The sequence below is a fragment of the Bacillus sp. SN32 genome (genome assembly GCF_002837495.1).
GTDB classification, from domain to species: domain Bacteria; phylum Bacillota; class Bacilli; order Bacillales; family Bacillaceae; genus Bacillus; species Bacillus subtilis.
In genome coordinates this window covers 23323-39167 of the sequence record NZ_PJCT01000011.1, presented here as the reverse complement: position 1 = coordinate 39167, position 15845 = coordinate 23323, and the positions used below count along the sequence as shown (strand labels likewise).

Genomic DNA, 15845 nt, shown 5'->3' with positions numbered 1-15845 from the left:
AGCTCCCATCTGTCCGCTCGACTTGCATGTATTAGGCACGCCGCCAGCGTTCGTCCTGAGCCAGGATCAAACTCTCCGATAAAGTAGTTTGACTGACTACGCACATCGCTGTGCGATTTATAAAAAATGAATTAACAGGTACGTTTTGTCTTGTTTAGTTTTCAAAGAACTTTGTGTGCTTCTCTCGAAGCGACTACTTAATAGTAACATTTTTAGTTAACTAGGTCAATACTTTTTTGAAAAAGTTTTTACTAGTCATAATGGTCATGTTTGTGTCTTTTAAAAGACAACAGAAATGATTATACCATAATTTTTATGACTGTAAAGGGTTATGACACAAAAAAGCGCAGCTATTTCAGCTGCGCTTTTTCTCACACTTCTTCTTGTTCTTCTTCATTCTCATCTTCTTCGTTTTTCTCTACTAAAGCTACTGTAGCAACATGCTCTTCTTCTGCCATTCTGATGAGACGCACACCTTGAGTGACACGTCCGGTGATGGAGATATCATTGATGTCCATTCTGATGAGTACGCCGCTAGCTGTAATAATCATTAGATCCTCTTCACCTTTAGTAGCTTTCACCGCTACTAGTTGACCGTTGTTCTCGGTGATTTTCGCTGTTTTGAGTCCTTTTCCGCCCCGGCTTTGGGTTCTGTACTCTTCAGCCGGAGTTCGTTTTCCGTACCCTTTTTCAGTTACGATAAGGACGTGTGATTCTTCCTCTAAAATTTCCATGCCGACAACAACGTCGTCATCCGTCAGGGTGATGCCTTTTACGCCCGCCGCAGTTCTTCCCATCTCCCGGACATCTGTTTCAGGGAAACGGATCAGTAAACCGTTTTTCGTTCCAATGATGATTTGTTTTGTGCCGTCAGTCAGACGTACACCCATCAGTTCATCATCTTCACGAAGACTCAGAGCAATTAGACCATTGTTGCGGATATTAGCGAATTGAGATAGCGATGTTCGTTTTGAAACCCCATGCTTTGTAGTGAAGAAAAGGTAAAGCTCCGCATTGAATTCCGTGACTGGAATAATCGCGTTGATCCACTCACCCTTTTCTACCTCCAGCAGGTTAATAATCGGGATTCCTTTTGCCGTTCTGCCGTATTCAGGGATTTCATACCCTTTTGCACGATACACTTTCCCCTTGTTCGAGAAGAAGAGAATCGTGTCATGAGTTGACGTAGAGATCAAATGTTCAACGAAATCATCTTCGTTTGTTCCCATACCTTGTACACCTTTTCCGCCCCGTTTTTGACTGCGGTAAGTTGATGCAGGAAGACGTTTGACGTATCCGTTGTGCGTCAGAGTAACTACGATATTTTCTCTCTCGATGAGATCTTCATCTTCAATTGTCTCCAGTCCAGAAGTGACGATCTCAGTACGTCTTTCATCGTTAAAACGCTCTTTGATTTCCGTGAGTTCTTCACGAATGATCTCAAGCACTTTATATTCATTTGCCAAGATGTCTTTTAGCTCTGCAATTAATTTAACAAGAGATTGGTATTCTTCTTCTATCTTTTCACGTTCCAGTCCCGTTAAACGCTGGAGCCTCATATCAAGGATCGCTTGTGCTTGCTTCTCTGTCAGTGAGAATTGTTCAATTAAGCCTGTTCTCGCAATTTCAGCCGTTTGAGAATTACGGATAAGGGAGATAACTGCATCGAGATGATCCAGTGCAACTCTCAATCCTTCCAAGATATGAGCTCTCGCTTCTGCTTTACGCAATTCATAAGCAGTACGGCGTCTAATGACAACTTTTTGATGGTCAAGGTAATGCTCCAGGCATTGCTTAAGCGTTAAAACTTTCGGCTGGCCATCAACAAGTGCAAGCAGGTTGATGCCAAAAGATGTTTGTAGAGCAGTTTGTTTGTACAGATTGTTTAAGATGACATTTGCATTGGCGTCGCGTCTGATTTCAATGACAATTCTCATACCTGTACGATCTGACTCATCACGCAGATCTGTGATACCCTCTATCTTTTTGTCCCTTACGAGATCAGCAATTTTCTCAATTAATTTCGCCTTATTTACTTGGTAAGGTAACTCTGTAACGATAATTCTTTCTTTACCCGAAGATGTTTGTTCGATCTCAGCTTTTGCCCGGATCGTGATAGAGCCTCGGCCTGATTCGTATGCTTTCCGGATACCGCTGCGTCCCAAGATTTGACCCGCAGTCGGGAAATCAGGCCCTGGAATGACTTCCATAAGCTCTGGAATTGTAATGTCCGGATTCTCACTGACAGCAAGTACACCGTCAATGATTTCTCCCAGCTGGTGCGGAGGAATGTTTGTTGCCATACCTACCGCAATGCCGGCAGCACCGTTCACGAGCAGATTCGGGAACCTTGAAGGCATAACGACAGGTTCTCTTTCTGACCCGTCATAGTTATCCTGGTAATCGATTGTGTCTTTTGTGATGTCGCGAAGAATCTCCATTGAGATTTTAGACATTCTTGCTTCTGTATAACGCATGGCCGCCGCTGAGTCTCCGTCAACAGAACCGAAGTTTCCGTGACCGTCAACGAGCATATAACGGTAGTTGAAATCCTGAGCCATTCTGACCATGGATTCATATACCGCTGAATCACCGTGCGGGTGGTATTTCCCGATAACTTCTCCAACGATACGCGCGGATTTTTTATAAGGCTTGTCACTTGTCATGCCTAAATCATTCATTGCATACAAAATCCGTCTATGAACCGGTTTTAAACCGTCTCGAACATCCGGAAGAGCACGGGACACGATAACGCTCATTGCATAATCCAAGAAGGACGTACGCATTTCCTGACTGATATTTATTTCACGAACTTGTGGTGTGTTTTGTTCACTCATTAAAAAACCTCCCTGAAGTATCACATGAAATATGTGGGAGTAGATTGTCCATTATGACCTTCAATACGATTTCACTATTCTCCATTATATCAATAAACTTATGATTATACACATTAAATTGCTAGAATATATAGGTACTGCAAGCATTGCTGCATCTGATCTTGTTCAGAAAAAAGCCTTATTTCTTATTGGAAATAAGGCTTTTTATGATTAGATGTCAAGATTTTTAACGTATCTCGCATTCGCTTCTATGAAGTTTCGGCGCGGTTCTACCTTGTCGCCCATAAGCATTTCAAAAGTCTCGTCCGCATCCATTGCATCTTCAAGAGTTACCTGAAGAAGTGTTCTGGAACTAGGATCCATGGTTGTCTCCCATAGCTGGGTGGCATTCATTTCACCAAGACCTTTGTAACGCTGCAGTCCAGGCTTAGGCGTTTGAGGAAGAGTTTTTAACAGCTCTTCAAGCTCCTTGTCATTGTACGCATATTCAACGCGTTTCCCCTGTTGAACCTTGTAGAGCGGCGGCTGCGCAATGTACACGTAGCCATTTTCGATAATTTGGCGCATATATCTGTAAAAGAACGTTAACAGCAGTGTTCTGATGTGCGCGCCGTCAACATCGGCATCTGTCATAATGACAACTTTGTGGTAACGGGCTTTCTCAAGGTTGAAGTCTTCCCCAATACCTGTGCCGAGCGCTGTGATCATAGAGCGAACTTCGTTGTTAGAAAGGATTTTATCCAGTCTGGCCTTTTCAACGTTTAGGATTTTACCTCTAAGCGGCAAAATGGCTTGGAAATGTCTGTCGCGTCCTTGTTTAGCAGATCCTCCGGCAGAGTCACCCTCTACGATATATAACTCGGAGATGCTCGGATCTTTTGAAGAGCAGTCCGCTAACTTACCGGGCAGGTTTGAAATTTCCAAAGCACTCTTACGACGTGTTAGTTCACGGGCTTTTTTCGCAGCCATTCTTGCTCTTGCCGCCATTAAGCCTTTATCGACAATTTTTTTGGCTGCATCTGGATTTTCCAGCATAAATGTTTCCATCGCTGTAGAAAATAACGTATCGGTGATTGTCCGTGCTTCTGAGTTGCCCAGCTTTGTTTTCGTTTGGCCCTCAAACTGCGGATCAGGGTGTTTGATTGAAATAATCGCTGTCAGCCCTTCCCTTACGTCATCTCCGCTTAGGTTTGGATCATTTTCTTTAATAAGCCCTTTTTTTCTGGCGTAATCGTTGATAACACGAGTCAGGCCCGTTTTGAAGCCAGCTTCATGGGTACCGCCTTCGTACGTGTTAATGTTGTTTGTAAACGAGTAAATGTTGCTTGTGTAGCTGTCATTGTATTGCAAAGCCACTTCAACCGTAATGCCGTCCTTTTCGCCTTCAATGTAAATCGGCTCTTCATGGACAACCTCTTTAGAGCGGTTTAAATACTCTACATAACTTTTAATTCCGCCTTCGTAATGGTATTCATTTTTGCGCTCTTGTCCTTCACGTTTATCTTCAATCGTGATGTTTACACCCTTTGTTAAAAAGGCTAATTCACGCACGCGGTTGGCAAGCAGATCATAATCATACTCGGTTGTTTCTGAGAAAATTTCAGGGTCCGGGACAAAATGTGTCGTCGTTCCTGTATGATCCGTTTCGCCAATGATTTCAAGGTCTGTAACCGGAACTCCGCGCTTATAGGTTTGGCGATGAATTTTACCGTCACGGTGAACCGTCACATCAAGCTCTGTGGATAGTGCGTTTACGACGGAAGCACCTACACCGTGTAATCCTCCGGATACTTTATAGCCGCTTCCGTCAAATTTTCCTCCGGCATGAAGCACCGTCATAATGACTTCTACCGCAGGACGGCCCATTTTTTCATGAATACCGACTGGAATACCGCGGCCATTATCTACAACCGTGATACTGTTGTCTTTTTCGATTTGGATATTGATATCCGTACAATAACCGGCGAGGGCTTCGTCAATACTATTGTCGACAATCTCCCATACCAGGTGGTGAAGGCCTTTGCTGTTTGTCGAACCGATATACATCCCCGGTCTTTTACGAACAGCTTCCAATCCTTCTAGTACCTGTATCTGATTTTCATCATAACTGTTTTGCTGCTGTTCCATAGCCACGTCATTCACCTACACTTTTCTAAACGATATATTCGTGATAAAAAATTTCTAAGAATCTATTTCAAACATAAATTGCGCACGTTTTTTTAATGTGCTGGAAGATAAGGGAGAGTAATATATATTCTGAACCGTGACTACGATAGATTTGGGCGTGCCGTTTACGGAAGGCACCACCTTGTGTTTCTGTTTTTTCAGAAATTCTTCAACAATAGGCGACATGTTGGCTTTAAAGTCAAAAATGCCGACAATATCTCGTGTTGAAACCACAAAGTCATCACCTAAATGAATATACAATTGCTCACCTCATTTCTTCACTTCACTAACGCACCATTTTGCACACGGAACATTCCTGCTTGACGTAAGGTTTCGTGATCAATGCCATCAACGCTTGTCGTTGTGACAAACGTTTGTACACGGCCTTGGATCGTATGAAGCAAGTGTGACTGGCGATAATCATCCAGTTCACTCAGTACATCATCCAATAGTAAAATGGGATATTCTCCGATTTCTTCATGGATCAGGTCAATCTCCGCCAGCTTAAGGGACAACGCCGTCGTTCGCTGCTGTCCTTGAGAACCATACGTCTGCACATCGCGTCCGTTCACATAGAAAAGAACATCATCGCGATGAGGCCCTGACAGCGTCACACCACGCTCAATTTCTTTTTCTCTTAATTTAGAAAACGCTTCTTGATAGCTATCTCCTATTTTCGACAAATCTAGGGGATCTGATACATCAAGAGCTGTATGGTATTTCAGGGTCAGTTCTTCAAGCCCTCTTGAGATGCCTGCATGGATGGGCTGCGCCCATTTCTCGAGCTGTGCTGTAAACTGCAGGCGTTTTACGACGACTTTTGCTGCAACTTCTACAAGCTGATCGGTCAGAACATCGAGCATCGTCCGGTCAGTTTGTTTTCTTGTTTGCAGCTGTTTCAAAAAATGATTCCGCTGGGAAAGGATTTTCTGGTAAAGAGAAAGATCATGAAGGTAGACGGGAGAAACCTGTCCGATTTCCATGTCAAGAAACCGCCTTCTCACTTGAGGGCTTCCCTTTACAAGATTTAAATCTTCCGGCGCGAACATAATGGTGTTGAGGGCCCCGACATACTGGCTGAGCTTTTGCTGTTCAATATGATTGACCTTGCCCTTTTTACCCTTTTTGGAGATGACGAGCTGCATCGGGATCGCCCCGTTTTGCTTCATCACTCTTCCCTCTATTTTAGCATAGTCTTTGTCCCACCGTATAAGTTCTTTGTCATTTGATGTCCGGTGCGATTTCGCCATGGACAAGACATAGATCGCCTCCATGAGGTTTGTCTTCCCCTGGGCGTTTTCTCCGATGATCACATTTACTTTATTTTCAAATTGAAGTTCAGCATGGTCGTAGTTGCGGTAAGATGTCAGTTCTAAGTTCTGGATATACAATCAGTGTCACCCGCTTTAATTGACGACTTGAAATGAACCAAATCCTTCAATCTCTACCACATCTCCAACATACAGCTTTCTGCCCCGGCGGTTGTCCGGCTCATCGTTCACAAGCACTTCATGCTCACTTAAAAACCACTTCGCCATACCGCCAGACTGAATCACATCGGCTAATTTTAAGAATTGTCCGAGTGTAATCATCTCTGTATCAATTGAAATCGGATTTGCCATTATATCGACCTCTTTCAAATATCACTAATATCTAATTGTACTAAAAAAAAACGAATTAGGGAAAGGGAAAACTTGTCGGAGCAGATACCGAATAGAAAAGCTGCCGACAAGTCGGCAGCAGTGTATCGGATTAATAGGTTCTGACAGGGAGGATAAGCTGTACAATCGTTTCATCATTCGGCGTGCGAATTAAGAAAGGTCTCATTGCACCTGTAAAGCTTACGCGTATTTCTGCTCCTTCAAGCACCTTTAGTGCATCCAGCATATATTTTGGACTAAAAGAGATATTTAATTCCTCACCTTCAATTTGATCCGCAGCAATTGCTTCCACAACTTTACCGATTTCCGGTGAATTGGAAGAAATTTCAATGGATTCAGCCGGTTTTGCAGACAGTTTTACAACGTTGTTGCGTCCCTCTCTAGCTAAAAGAGATGCACGATCAATGGCCTGAAGGAATTCTTTTGTGTTCACAATGATTTCTGTTTTGCTGTCTTGCGGAATCAGGCTGGTTGTGTCTGGATAATTCCCGTCCAGAAGCCGTGAGAAGAATAAGACGTTTTTCGCTTTAAACAGAACTTGGGTTTCTGTGATGACGATATCTACAAGTTCCTGGTTGTCATCTAAAATCTTGCTGAGTTCAGTTAAACTTTTTCCCGGAATCACGACGTTATAAGATCTGTCTTCTGGAATATCAAGTTTCGCCTTTCTTAATGCAAGACGGTGGCTATCCGTTGCAGTGCATAATAATTCACTTTGCTCCACTTTCCAGTTTACACCTGTCAAGATAGGGCGTGTTTCTGAGGTGGACACTGCAAATACTGTTTGTCTGATTAGATTTTTTAACAAATCAGTTGGGATCTGAATCGCATGATGCTCTTCAATCTGCGGCAAGTGCGGATACTCGTCAGCATCCAGTCCGTTTAGATTAAATTCAGCTTTACCAGAACGGATAATCGTCAAATACTGATTTTGGACTTCGATTTCTACAGTTGCCATCGGCAATTTTTTTACAATTTCACTAAAAAAGCGAGCCTGTAAAACGATGCTTCCGGGCTGTTCAATAGTGACGATTTCTTTATCTCCTTCTTCTTTTGGAATGAAGGATTCAATAGAAATATCTGAGTCACTCCCTGTAAAGGATACTCCATCATCTGATGCAACAATTTTAATACCAGTCAGAATGGGAATCGTGGTTCTGGATGAAACTGCTTTTAATACATCTTGGACACTTTCAACAAGACGATCTTTTTGAATCGTGAATTTCATTTTTATCCTCCTAACGGATAATGTATTAATATATATATTTATAAAAAATAGTAGAAGTAATAGTAGGGCCTGTGGATTTGTGGATAAGTTGTGAAAAAGACAGGAAACACAGCCTATCCACATGTGGACAGACTGTGTATGACTTCTGAAAAGTTATTCACACTTTCCCCGATTGATCCCTGGTCCTGCTATTTAAGCTGTTCTTTAATTTCTTTTACATGCTGCTGAAGCTGTTCATCATCTGCCAGCAGTTTTGAAATTTTTTCATGCGCATGAATAACGGTCGTATGATCACGTCCTCCAAACTCTTCACCGATTTTAGGAAGAGAGGAATCAGTCATTTCCCTTGATAAGTACATGGCGATTTGACGCGGAAAAGCTACTGACTTTGTCCGTTTTTTTGCTTTGAAATCCTCGAGTTTAATATTAAATTGCTGGCCTACTACCCTCTGAATTTCCTTTATCGTAATGACTTTCGGTTTTGAGGAAGGAATAATATCTTTCAACGCCTCAGCGGCCAGATCAGCATTAATATCTTTATTAATTAAAGATGAATAAGCGACAACTCTGATTAATGCTCCTTCGAGTTCCCGAATATTGCTGTCGATTTGATTCGCGATGTAAAGCATAACCTCGTTCGGAATATCGAGGCCTTCTGCTTTGGCTTTTTTTCTTAAAATTGCAATTCTCGTTTCTAGATCAGGCGGTGTGATATCTGTAATAAGTCCCCATTCAAAACGTGAGCGCAATCTGTCCTCAAGTGTCGGAATTTCCTTTGGCGGTCGGTCACTTGAAATGACGATTTGTTTGCTTTCTTCGTGCAATGTGTTAAATGTATGGAAAAATTCTTCCTGGGTTTGTTCTTTCCCCGCTAAAAATTGAATATCATCTATCAAAAGCACATCAACATTTCGATAGCGATTGCGGAAGTCGACGGCTTTATTATCTCGGATAGAGTTGATGAATTCGTTTGTAAATTTCTCAGAAGACAGATAAACCACTTTGGCAGAAGGATTATGATCTATTACATAATGGCCGATCGCATGCATTAAGTGCGTTTTCCCTAAGCCGACGCCCCCATAGATAAATAAAGGGTTATAAGCTTTCGCGGGTGCTTCCGCTACTGCGAGGGAAGCAGCGTGTGCAAATCGGTTTCCAGATCCGATGACAAAAGTATCAAAAGTATATTTTGGATTGAGCATATTTTGAGGAAAATCAGATGTATCTTCTTTGACCGCTTTTTTGACTTGCGGTTTCGGCATAAAGTCCTCAACATCTTGATTTTGAGGAATGACAAACTTAATGCTCAATTCTTCCCCGGTTAATTCATATATAGTATCTGCAATCAGATGCAAGTATCTGGACTCCAGCCAGTCTCTGGCAAATTCATTGGGAGCCGTGATCGTTAATGTATCGCCTTGCAGTGAGTGGGCTTTGGTTGACTTCATCCAAGTCTCAAAACTCGGTTTGCTCAACTTTTTTTCGATTTGAGCAAGGGCTTGGCTCCACAGGTCTAATATATTTTCCATCTTCCGGCACGTCCCTCCTTTTCATAGAAAATGTTGTCTTTCTCTGTTATAGAACACAAAAAAAGAGCAAATGGCGCTTACCATTCGTACACATTAAATGTTGAAAACATATAATATAGTAGATAAATAGCTTTTCGACAAATTTCACAACTTGTGGACAACCTTCTACACAAGCTGTGTGAAATCAATCCACAACTTATCCACACTTTGTGGATAAAGAGGAAAGGTAGTATTAGTAATCAAGAGTTAAAACACAAATATAATACCAAAATAAACGAGAGCTTGCAATGGTTGTCACAATCTTATCCACAAAGCGGACAACCTGTTGAAAAAACCTTGTCCACAGGGGTTGGTAATGTGAAAATGTTGTCGATAACCTCTGTGGATACTAAAAAAAGCCGAAAAAGATATCCACATGCGTGATTTTAGGGGCAAATTATTTGGATTTGTCTTTTTTCCGTAAAATTAAGGAATCTAAAAAATAAGGTTTCGAAAGTTGAAAAGGTATGGTATCCTATTATGGTTGCAAGAAATAAAAGCACTAGTGAAGTTGACAATGAATAGGTAACGCAAATATAATAAGTAAGACTGTCTTTAACAGCTATTCCTCGAGGGAGGTGTCATAAATGAAAAGAACATTCCAACCGAATAACCGTAAACGCAGCAAAGTTCATGGCTTCAGAAGCCGTATGAGTTCAAAAAACGGTCGTCTAGTTTTAGCACGCCGTCGCCGCAAAGGCAGAAAAGTATTATCAGCTTAGGCCACTGAATAATGTCAGTGGTCTTTTTTCACGTTATGGGAAAAGATAGATGTGATGCGTAATGAACCGGGGCATACTTCCTGGTTCAGATGCATCTCATGTTCATAATAAATTTTAAAAGTTTCTGCCAGCCAGTATCGGAGTGAGTCATTTGAAGAAGCGAAATCGTTTAAAGAAAAATGAAGATTTTCAAAAAGTGTTTAAACATGGGACATCAGTTGCAAACCGCCAGTTTGTCTTATATACGCTTGATCAGCCTGAAAATGATGAACTGCGTGTCGGGCTTTCCGTCAGCAAAAAAATTGGCAATGCTGTGATGCGAAATCGGATCAAACGTTTGATTCGGCAGGCCTTTCTTGAAGAGAAAGAGAGACTGAAGGAAAAGGATTACATCATTATTGCCAGAAAACCGGCGAGCCAGCTGACATATGAGGAAACGAAAAAAAGTCTGCAGCATCTATTCAGAAAGTCTTCATTATATAAGAAATCTTCGTCAAAGTAGGCATCACCACTGCTTTCTTACAACTTTTAAAAGCGCTTCCTTTCTGGTTGATCAGAAAAAGACACCATTTAAAACTGAAAGATGCTAAAATACATACAAGTATGCTTTGCAATAAAAGAGTGTAAAGATTAATTATAGGAGGAAATGTTGTTGAAAAGGAGAATAGGGTTGCTATTAAGTATGGTTGGCGTATTCATGCTTTTGGCTGGATGCTCGAGTGTGAAAGAGCCGATCACTGCAGATAGTCCGCATTTCTGGGACAAGTACGTAGTATATCCATTGTCTGAGCTCATTACGTATGTAGCGAAATTGACGGGAGATAACTACGGGCTTTCAATTATTCTAGTTACCATTTTAATTCGTTTATTAATTTTACCGCTGATGATTAAGCAGCTGAGAAGTTCGAAAGCGATGCAGGCTTTACAGCCGGAAATGCAAAAGCTTAAAGAAAAATACAGCTCAAAGGATCAAAAAACGCAGCAAAAGCTTCAGCAGGAAACAATGGCTTTATTCCAAAAGCATGGTGTCAATCCATTGGCGGGATGTTTCCCGATTTTGATCCAGATGCCGATTTTAATTGGATTCTATCATGCGATCATGAGAACCCAGGCGATTTCAGAGCATAGCTTCTTATGGTTTGACTTAGGAGAAAAAGATCCTTACTATATTCTTCCTATCGTTGCCGGTGTCGCTACATTTGTTCAGCAAAAACTGATGATGGCGGGCAATGCGCAGCAAAATCCGCAAATGGCGATGATGCTTTGGATTATGCCAATTATGATTATCGTATTTGCGATCAACTTCCCGGCGGCTCTTTCTCTTTATTGGGTAGTCGGTAACTTGTTTATGATTGCGCAAACTTTCCTCATTAAAGGACCTGATATTAAAAAAAATCCTGAGCCGCAAAAAGCCGGGGGAAAGAAAAAGTGAGGAATGTGACTGCTGCAGGGCGAAATGTCGATGAAGCAGTACAGTCCGGATTGCAAGAGCTGGGATTAACGAAGGATAAGGTAGAAATTACTGTTATTGAAGAGGGAAACAAAGGGTTTCTCGGCATTTTCGGCAAAAAGCCTGCGATCGTAAAGCTGGTTGAAAAGATTGATCCGATTCAGCAAGCGAAGTTATATCTTCAAACGATCGCCGAAGCCATTGCCGGGAAGTCTGATGTGACTGTTCAAGAAAGCAAAAAGACAGTGAGATATCATATAACAGGTGAAAAGGCAGCATTGTTGATTGGGAAAAGAGGACAAACCTTAAACGCCCTTGAAACTTTGACACAGCTTGCCCTTAACCGTTATCCAGGCCAATACAAAAATGTGACGGTGGATGCAGAAAACTATCGTTTGAAAAGAAAAGAAACACTGAGCCAGCTGGCCATCAAGCTTGCTGACCAAGTTTTGAAAACGAAAAAATCCATCCAGCTTGAGCCTATGCCGTCCAGCGAAAGAAAAATTATTCACGATACTCTTTCTGGATATGCAAACCACCAGATCAAAACATATTCAATGGGTGAAGGCGAAAATCGTCATCTCGTTATTTCCCATAAAAGATAGCATAAAACCGAAGTCCGATAAAAATTGGATTTCGGTTTTTTTGTATCCGAAAAATCTACTTTTCCTAGTAATATCAAGGTTTTGCCGTTTAAGTTTTTTCTTTTTAGGTGTATCCTGTTGATAAAAAGGAAGTTCAGGAAATAAAATTAATTGTTATTCACATGTGGATAAGTTAAAGTAATAAGGGACGAATTTCTATTTCTGTGGATAACAAATCTTCCACTTCGAACCAAACTATGTTATCTTTTAGTTTTGGCATAATAAATATTTTTTTATATAGATGAAGTATAAGTAAAGAGAGGTGAACAACATGGATACAATTGCGGCAATTTCCACACCGATGGGAGAAGGCGCGATTGCGATTGTACGGTTGAGCGGACCAGAAGCCATTCAAATCGCAGATAAAATTTATAAGGGACCGAAGGGGAAAACACTCAGCTCGGTCGAATCACATACGATTCATTATGGTCATATCGTAGACAGACCTTCGGATCGTGTCGTTGAGGAAGTAATGGTATCAGTGTTAAAAGCGCCGAGAACTTTTACACGAGAAGATGTCATCGAGATTAACTGTCACGGGGGAATTGTGACTGTGAACCAAGTGCTTCAGCTTGCATTGAGAGAGGGAGCGAGACTGGCAGAGCCTGGTGAATTTACGAAACGTGCGTTTTTAAACGGCCGAATCGATCTTTCACAGGCGGAAGCGGTTATGGACTTAATCAGAGCGAAAACGGACCGGGCAATGAACGTTGCTATGAATCAAATGGAAGGGCGTCTTTCTGCTTTGGTGCGCCGTTTGCGCAGTGAGATTTTAGAAACACTGGCCCATGTTGAGGTGAATATCGATTATCCGGAGTATGATGATGTAGAGGAAATGACGCATCAGATTTTAGTTGAAAAGGCAACCGCCGTGAAAAAGGAAATTGAGGCGCTGCTGAGGACTTCTGAGCAAGGGAAAATCTTGCGTGAAGGTCTTTCTACCGTCATTATCGGCCGGCCAAACGTAGGAAAATCATCTCTTCTGAACAGCCTCGTTCATGAGGCAAAAGCCATTGTAACCGATATTCCCGGAACGACACGGGATGTGATTGAGGAATACGTGAATGTAAGGGGCGTCCCGCTTCGTCTGGTTGATACAGCAGGTATTCGTGAAACAGAGGATATTGTTGAGCGAATCGGTGTTGAACGTTCTCGCCAGGTTCTAAAGGAAGCGGACCTGATTTTACTTGTGCTTAATTATAGTGAAGAGCTTTCTGAAGAAGACGTGAAGCTTTTTGAAGCCGTTGAGGGCATGGATGTTATCGTGATTTTGAATAAGACTGACCTTGAGGCGAAGATTGACACTGAACGTGTCCGTGAGCTTGCCAATGGACGTCCAGTTGTTACGACATCTCTTTTAAAAGAGGAAGGCATCAATGATCTGGAAGAAGCGATTCAATCGCTGTTCTACACGGGTGCCATTGAAGGCGGAGATCTGACTTATGTCAGCAACACACGTCACATCTCTATTTTACAGCAAGCAAAACGCGCCATTGAAGATGCGCTTAGCGGCATCGAACAGGATGTCCCGATCGACATGGTGCAAATTGACCTTACAAGATGCTGGGAGCTTTTAGGGGAAATCATTGGAGATTCTGTCCACGAAAGCTTAATTGATCAGCTCTTTTCTCAATTCTGTTTAGGAAAATAATAAAAGGAGGAACTAGAATCATGGGGTATGAAGCAGGCCAATACGATGTGATTGTGATTGGCGCCGGGCATGCCGGTGTTGAGGCTGCCCTCGCATCTGCACGTCAAGGCGCCAAAACGCTTGTCTTGACCATCAACCTAGATATGGTTGCATTTATGCCATGTAATCCGTCTGTCGGCGGCCCCGCAAAAGGGATTGTCGTCCGCGAAATTGACGCGCTCGGCGGAGAAATGGGAAGAAACATCGATAAAACGCATATTCAAATGAGAATGCTGAATACAGGAAAAGGTCCTGCGGTTCGTGCATTGCGTGCGCAAGCAGACAAATTCCAATATCAGTACGAAATGAAAAATACGCTTGAAAAAGAACCAAACTTAACATTGCTGCAAGGAATTGTGGAGCGGCTGATCGTTGAAGACGGCGAATGCCGAGGCGTTATTACACAAACCGGTGCACATTATCGTGCGAAAGCAGTTGTCATGACGACAGGGACATATTTAAGAGGACGTATTATTCTTGGCGATCTGTCTTACTCAAGCGGCCCAAATAACCAGCAGCCTTCTATTAAGCTTTCTGAGCATTTGGAGGAACTTGGTTTTGACCTTGTTCGTTTTAAAACAGGTACGCCGCCTCGCGTTAAAAGCGACACGATTGATTACAGCAAAACGGAAATTCAGCCTGGTGACGATGTGCCTCGCGCTTTCTCATATGAAACAGTGGAATATATCACAGATCAGCTCCCTTGCTGGTTGACATATACAAGCCCTGAGACACATGAGATTATTGACAGCAACCTGCACCGTTCACCGATGTATTCCGGTATGATCAAAGGTACGGGCCCAAGATACTGCCCATCCATTGAAGATAAAGTTGTCCGTTTTAATGATAAACCGCGTCACCAAATCTTCCTTGAGCCGGAAGGCAGAAATACACAGGAAGTCTATGTCCAAGGTTTATCTACAAGTCTTCCAGAAGACGTACAGCAAAGAATGCTTGCAACGATTCCTGGACTTGAAAACGTGCAAATGATGAGAGCCGGCTATGCGATCGAGTATGATGCAATCGTACCGACACAGCTCTGGCCGACACTTGAAACAAAAAAAATCACAAACCTTTACACTGCAGGCCAAATTAACGGAACATCCGGTTATGAAGAAGCTGCGGGACAAGGGATTATGGCGGGAATCAATGCAGGACGAAAAGCGCTTGGAAAAGAAGAAGTAATTCTAAGCCGTTCTGACGCCTATATTGGTGTTCTGATTGATGACCTTGTGACAAAAGGTACCAATGAGCCATATCGTCTTTTGACATCACGTGCTGAATACAGATTGCTGCTTCGACATGACAATGCTGATTTGCGTCTGACAGAAATCGGACACCGCATTGGATTGATTTCTGATGAGCGCTATGCGGCTTTTGAGAAGAAAAAAGCGGCGATCGAGGCGGAGAAAAAACGTCTTCATTCTGTAATTATCAAGCCGTCTCCGGAAAATCAAGAATATATCCGTTCTCTTGGCGGAAGCGAATTGAAAGATGGAGTTCGCGGCACAGACTTGATGAAGCGTCCTGAAATGAACTATGAAACAGTCACAAAACTGGCGCCGCCAGAAGTGCCGGTTCCTCAAGACGTGGCAGAACAAGTAGAAATCCAAGTGAAATATGAAGGATATATTGAAAAATCTCTTCAGCAAGTGGAAAAACTGAAGAAGATGGAAAATAAAAAAATTCCAGATCGAATTGATTATGACGCAATTAAGGGGATTGCGACCGAGGCGCGTCAAAAACTGAAAAATGTACGGCCTTTGTCTGTTGCCCAAGCTTCCCGCATTTCCGGTGTAAACCCGGCGGACATTTCAATTCTATTGGTGTATTTAGAGCAGGGACGCATTGCGAAGATAGCCGAATAGAAAGGATGACG

The 15845-nt window shown here is 42.4% G+C and carries 13 protein-coding genes and 1 rRNA gene; 6 read left to right on the top strand and 8 right to left on the bottom strand.

All coding sequences use genetic code 11. The annotated features are described in order from the left end of the window. From CW370_RS20895 to dnaA, 8 genes are all read right to left on the bottom strand, one after another. Positions 1-82, bottom strand: a 16S ribosomal RNA gene (locus tag CW370_RS20895); the annotation flags it as partial. A 289-nt stretch (positions 83-371) separates the two neighbouring features. Beyond that, on the bottom strand, positions 372-2837 hold the full coding sequence (gene gyrA, locus CW370_RS20890) for a DNA topoisomerase (ATP-hydrolyzing) subunit A (protein WP_003244540.1): 2466 nt from the start codon (positions 2835-2837) through the stop codon (positions 372-374). A gap of 210 nt (positions 2838-3047) precedes the next feature. Continuing rightward, positions 3048-4964 carry a DNA topoisomerase (ATP-hydrolyzing) subunit B gene (gyrB, locus tag CW370_RS20885; RefSeq protein WP_003226808.1) on the bottom strand — a complete coding sequence of 639 codons (1917 nt, stop codon included), beginning with the start codon at positions 4962-4964 and terminating at the stop codon, positions 3048-3050. 54 nt (positions 4965-5018) lie between these two features. Beyond that, complete coding sequence (gene remB / locus CW370_RS20880; protein WP_003219266.1) at positions 5019-5264, bottom strand: extracellular matrix regulator RemB; 246 nt, start codon at positions 5262-5264, stop codon at positions 5019-5021. Positions 5265-5281: 17 nt separating this feature from the next. Further along, complete coding sequence (gene recF / locus CW370_RS20875) at positions 5282-6394, bottom strand: DNA replication/repair protein RecF (RefSeq protein ID WP_003243515.1); 1113 nt, start codon at positions 6392-6394, stop codon at positions 5282-5284. A 15-nt stretch (positions 6395-6409) separates the two neighbouring features. Beyond that, entirely contained in the window at positions 6410-6625 is a 216-nt protein-coding gene (rlbA, locus tag CW370_RS20870) for a ribosome maturation protein RlbA (protein ID WP_003226810.1), read from the bottom strand. A 130-nt stretch (positions 6626-6755) separates the two neighbouring features. After that, complete coding sequence (dnaN, locus tag CW370_RS20865; protein WP_003226811.1) at positions 6756-7892, bottom strand: DNA polymerase III subunit beta; 1137 nt, start codon at positions 7890-7892, stop codon at positions 6756-6758. Positions 7893-8080: 188 nt separating this feature from the next. After that, positions 8081-9421, bottom strand: a complete 1341-nt coding sequence (gene dnaA, locus CW370_RS20860; protein ID WP_024571344.1) for a chromosomal replication initiator protein DnaA — start codon at positions 9419-9421, stop codon at positions 8081-8083. Between the two features lie 626 nt (positions 9422-10047). Here dnaA and rpmH point away from each other — a divergent pair. From rpmH to mnmG, 6 genes are all read left to right on the top strand, one after another. Next, positions 10048-10182 carry a 50S ribosomal protein L34 gene (rpmH, locus tag CW370_RS20855; protein WP_003178075.1) on the top strand — a complete coding sequence of 45 codons (135 nt, stop codon included), beginning with the start codon at positions 10048-10050 and terminating at the stop codon, positions 10180-10182. A gap of 151 nt (positions 10183-10333) precedes the next feature. Further along, positions 10334-10684, top strand: coding sequence for a ribonuclease P protein component (rnpA, locus tag CW370_RS20850; RefSeq protein ID WP_003242628.1), 351 nt, complete (start codon positions 10334-10336; stop codon positions 10682-10684). A gap of 144 nt (positions 10685-10828) precedes the next feature. Beyond that, positions 10829-11614: a YidC family membrane integrase SpoIIIJ gene (spoIIIJ, locus tag CW370_RS20845; protein ID WP_010886648.1), complete on the top strand. Its 786-nt coding sequence runs from the start codon at positions 10829-10831 to the stop codon at positions 11612-11614. After that, positions 11611-12237, top strand: coding sequence for an RNA-binding cell elongation regulator Jag/EloR (jag, locus tag CW370_RS20840; RefSeq protein ID WP_003243764.1), 627 nt, complete (start codon positions 11611-11613; stop codon positions 12235-12237). Before spoIIIJ ends, jag begins: the two co-directional genes overlap by 4 nt. Positions 12238-12547: 310 nt before the next feature. After that, positions 12548-13927: a tRNA uridine-5-carboxymethylaminomethyl(34) synthesis GTPase MnmE gene (gene mnmE / locus CW370_RS20835; protein WP_024571345.1), complete on the top strand. Its 1380-nt coding sequence runs from the start codon at positions 12548-12550 to the stop codon at positions 13925-13927. A gap of 20 nt (positions 13928-13947) precedes the next feature. Next, positions 13948-15834, top strand: a complete 1887-nt coding sequence (gene mnmG, locus CW370_RS20830; protein ID WP_024571346.1) for a tRNA uridine-5-carboxymethylaminomethyl(34) synthesis enzyme MnmG — start codon at positions 13948-13950, stop codon at positions 15832-15834. The last annotated feature ends 11 nt before the right edge of the window (positions 15835-15845 follow it).

Excerpts from the sequence above, each read along its gene's own strand:
- rpmH (WP_003178075.1), top strand. The coding sequence starts at position 10,048 with ATGAAAAGAACATTCCAACCGAATAACCGTAAACGCAGCAAAGTTCAT.
- mnmG (WP_024571346.1), top strand. The coding sequence starts at position 13,948 with ATGGGGTATGAAGCAGGCCAATACGATGTGATTGTGATTGGCGCCGGG.
- dnaN (WP_003226811.1), bottom strand. The coding sequence starts at position 7,892 with ATGAAATTCACGATTCAAAAAGATCGTCTTGTTGAAAGTGTCCAAGAT.
- gyrB (WP_003226808.1), bottom strand. The coding sequence starts at position 4,964 with ATGGAACAGCAGCAAAACAGTTATGATGAAAATCAGATACAGGTACTA.
- mnmE (WP_024571345.1), top strand. The coding sequence starts at position 12,548 with ATGGATACAATTGCGGCAATTTCCACACCGATGGGAGAAGGCGCGATT.
- dnaA (WP_024571344.1), bottom strand. The coding sequence starts at position 9,421 with ATGGAAAATATATTAGACCTGTGGAGCCAAGCCCTTGCTCAAATCGAA.
- rlbA (WP_003226810.1), bottom strand. The coding sequence starts at position 6,625 with ATGGCAAATCCGATTTCAATTGATACAGAGATGATTACACTCGGACAA.
- spoIIIJ (WP_010886648.1), top strand. The coding sequence starts at position 10,829 with ATGTTGTTGAAAAGGAGAATAGGGTTGCTATTAAGTATGGTTGGCGTA.
- gyrA (WP_003244540.1), bottom strand. The coding sequence starts at position 2,837 with ATGAGTGAACAAAACACACCACAAGTTCGTGAAATAAATATCAGTCAG.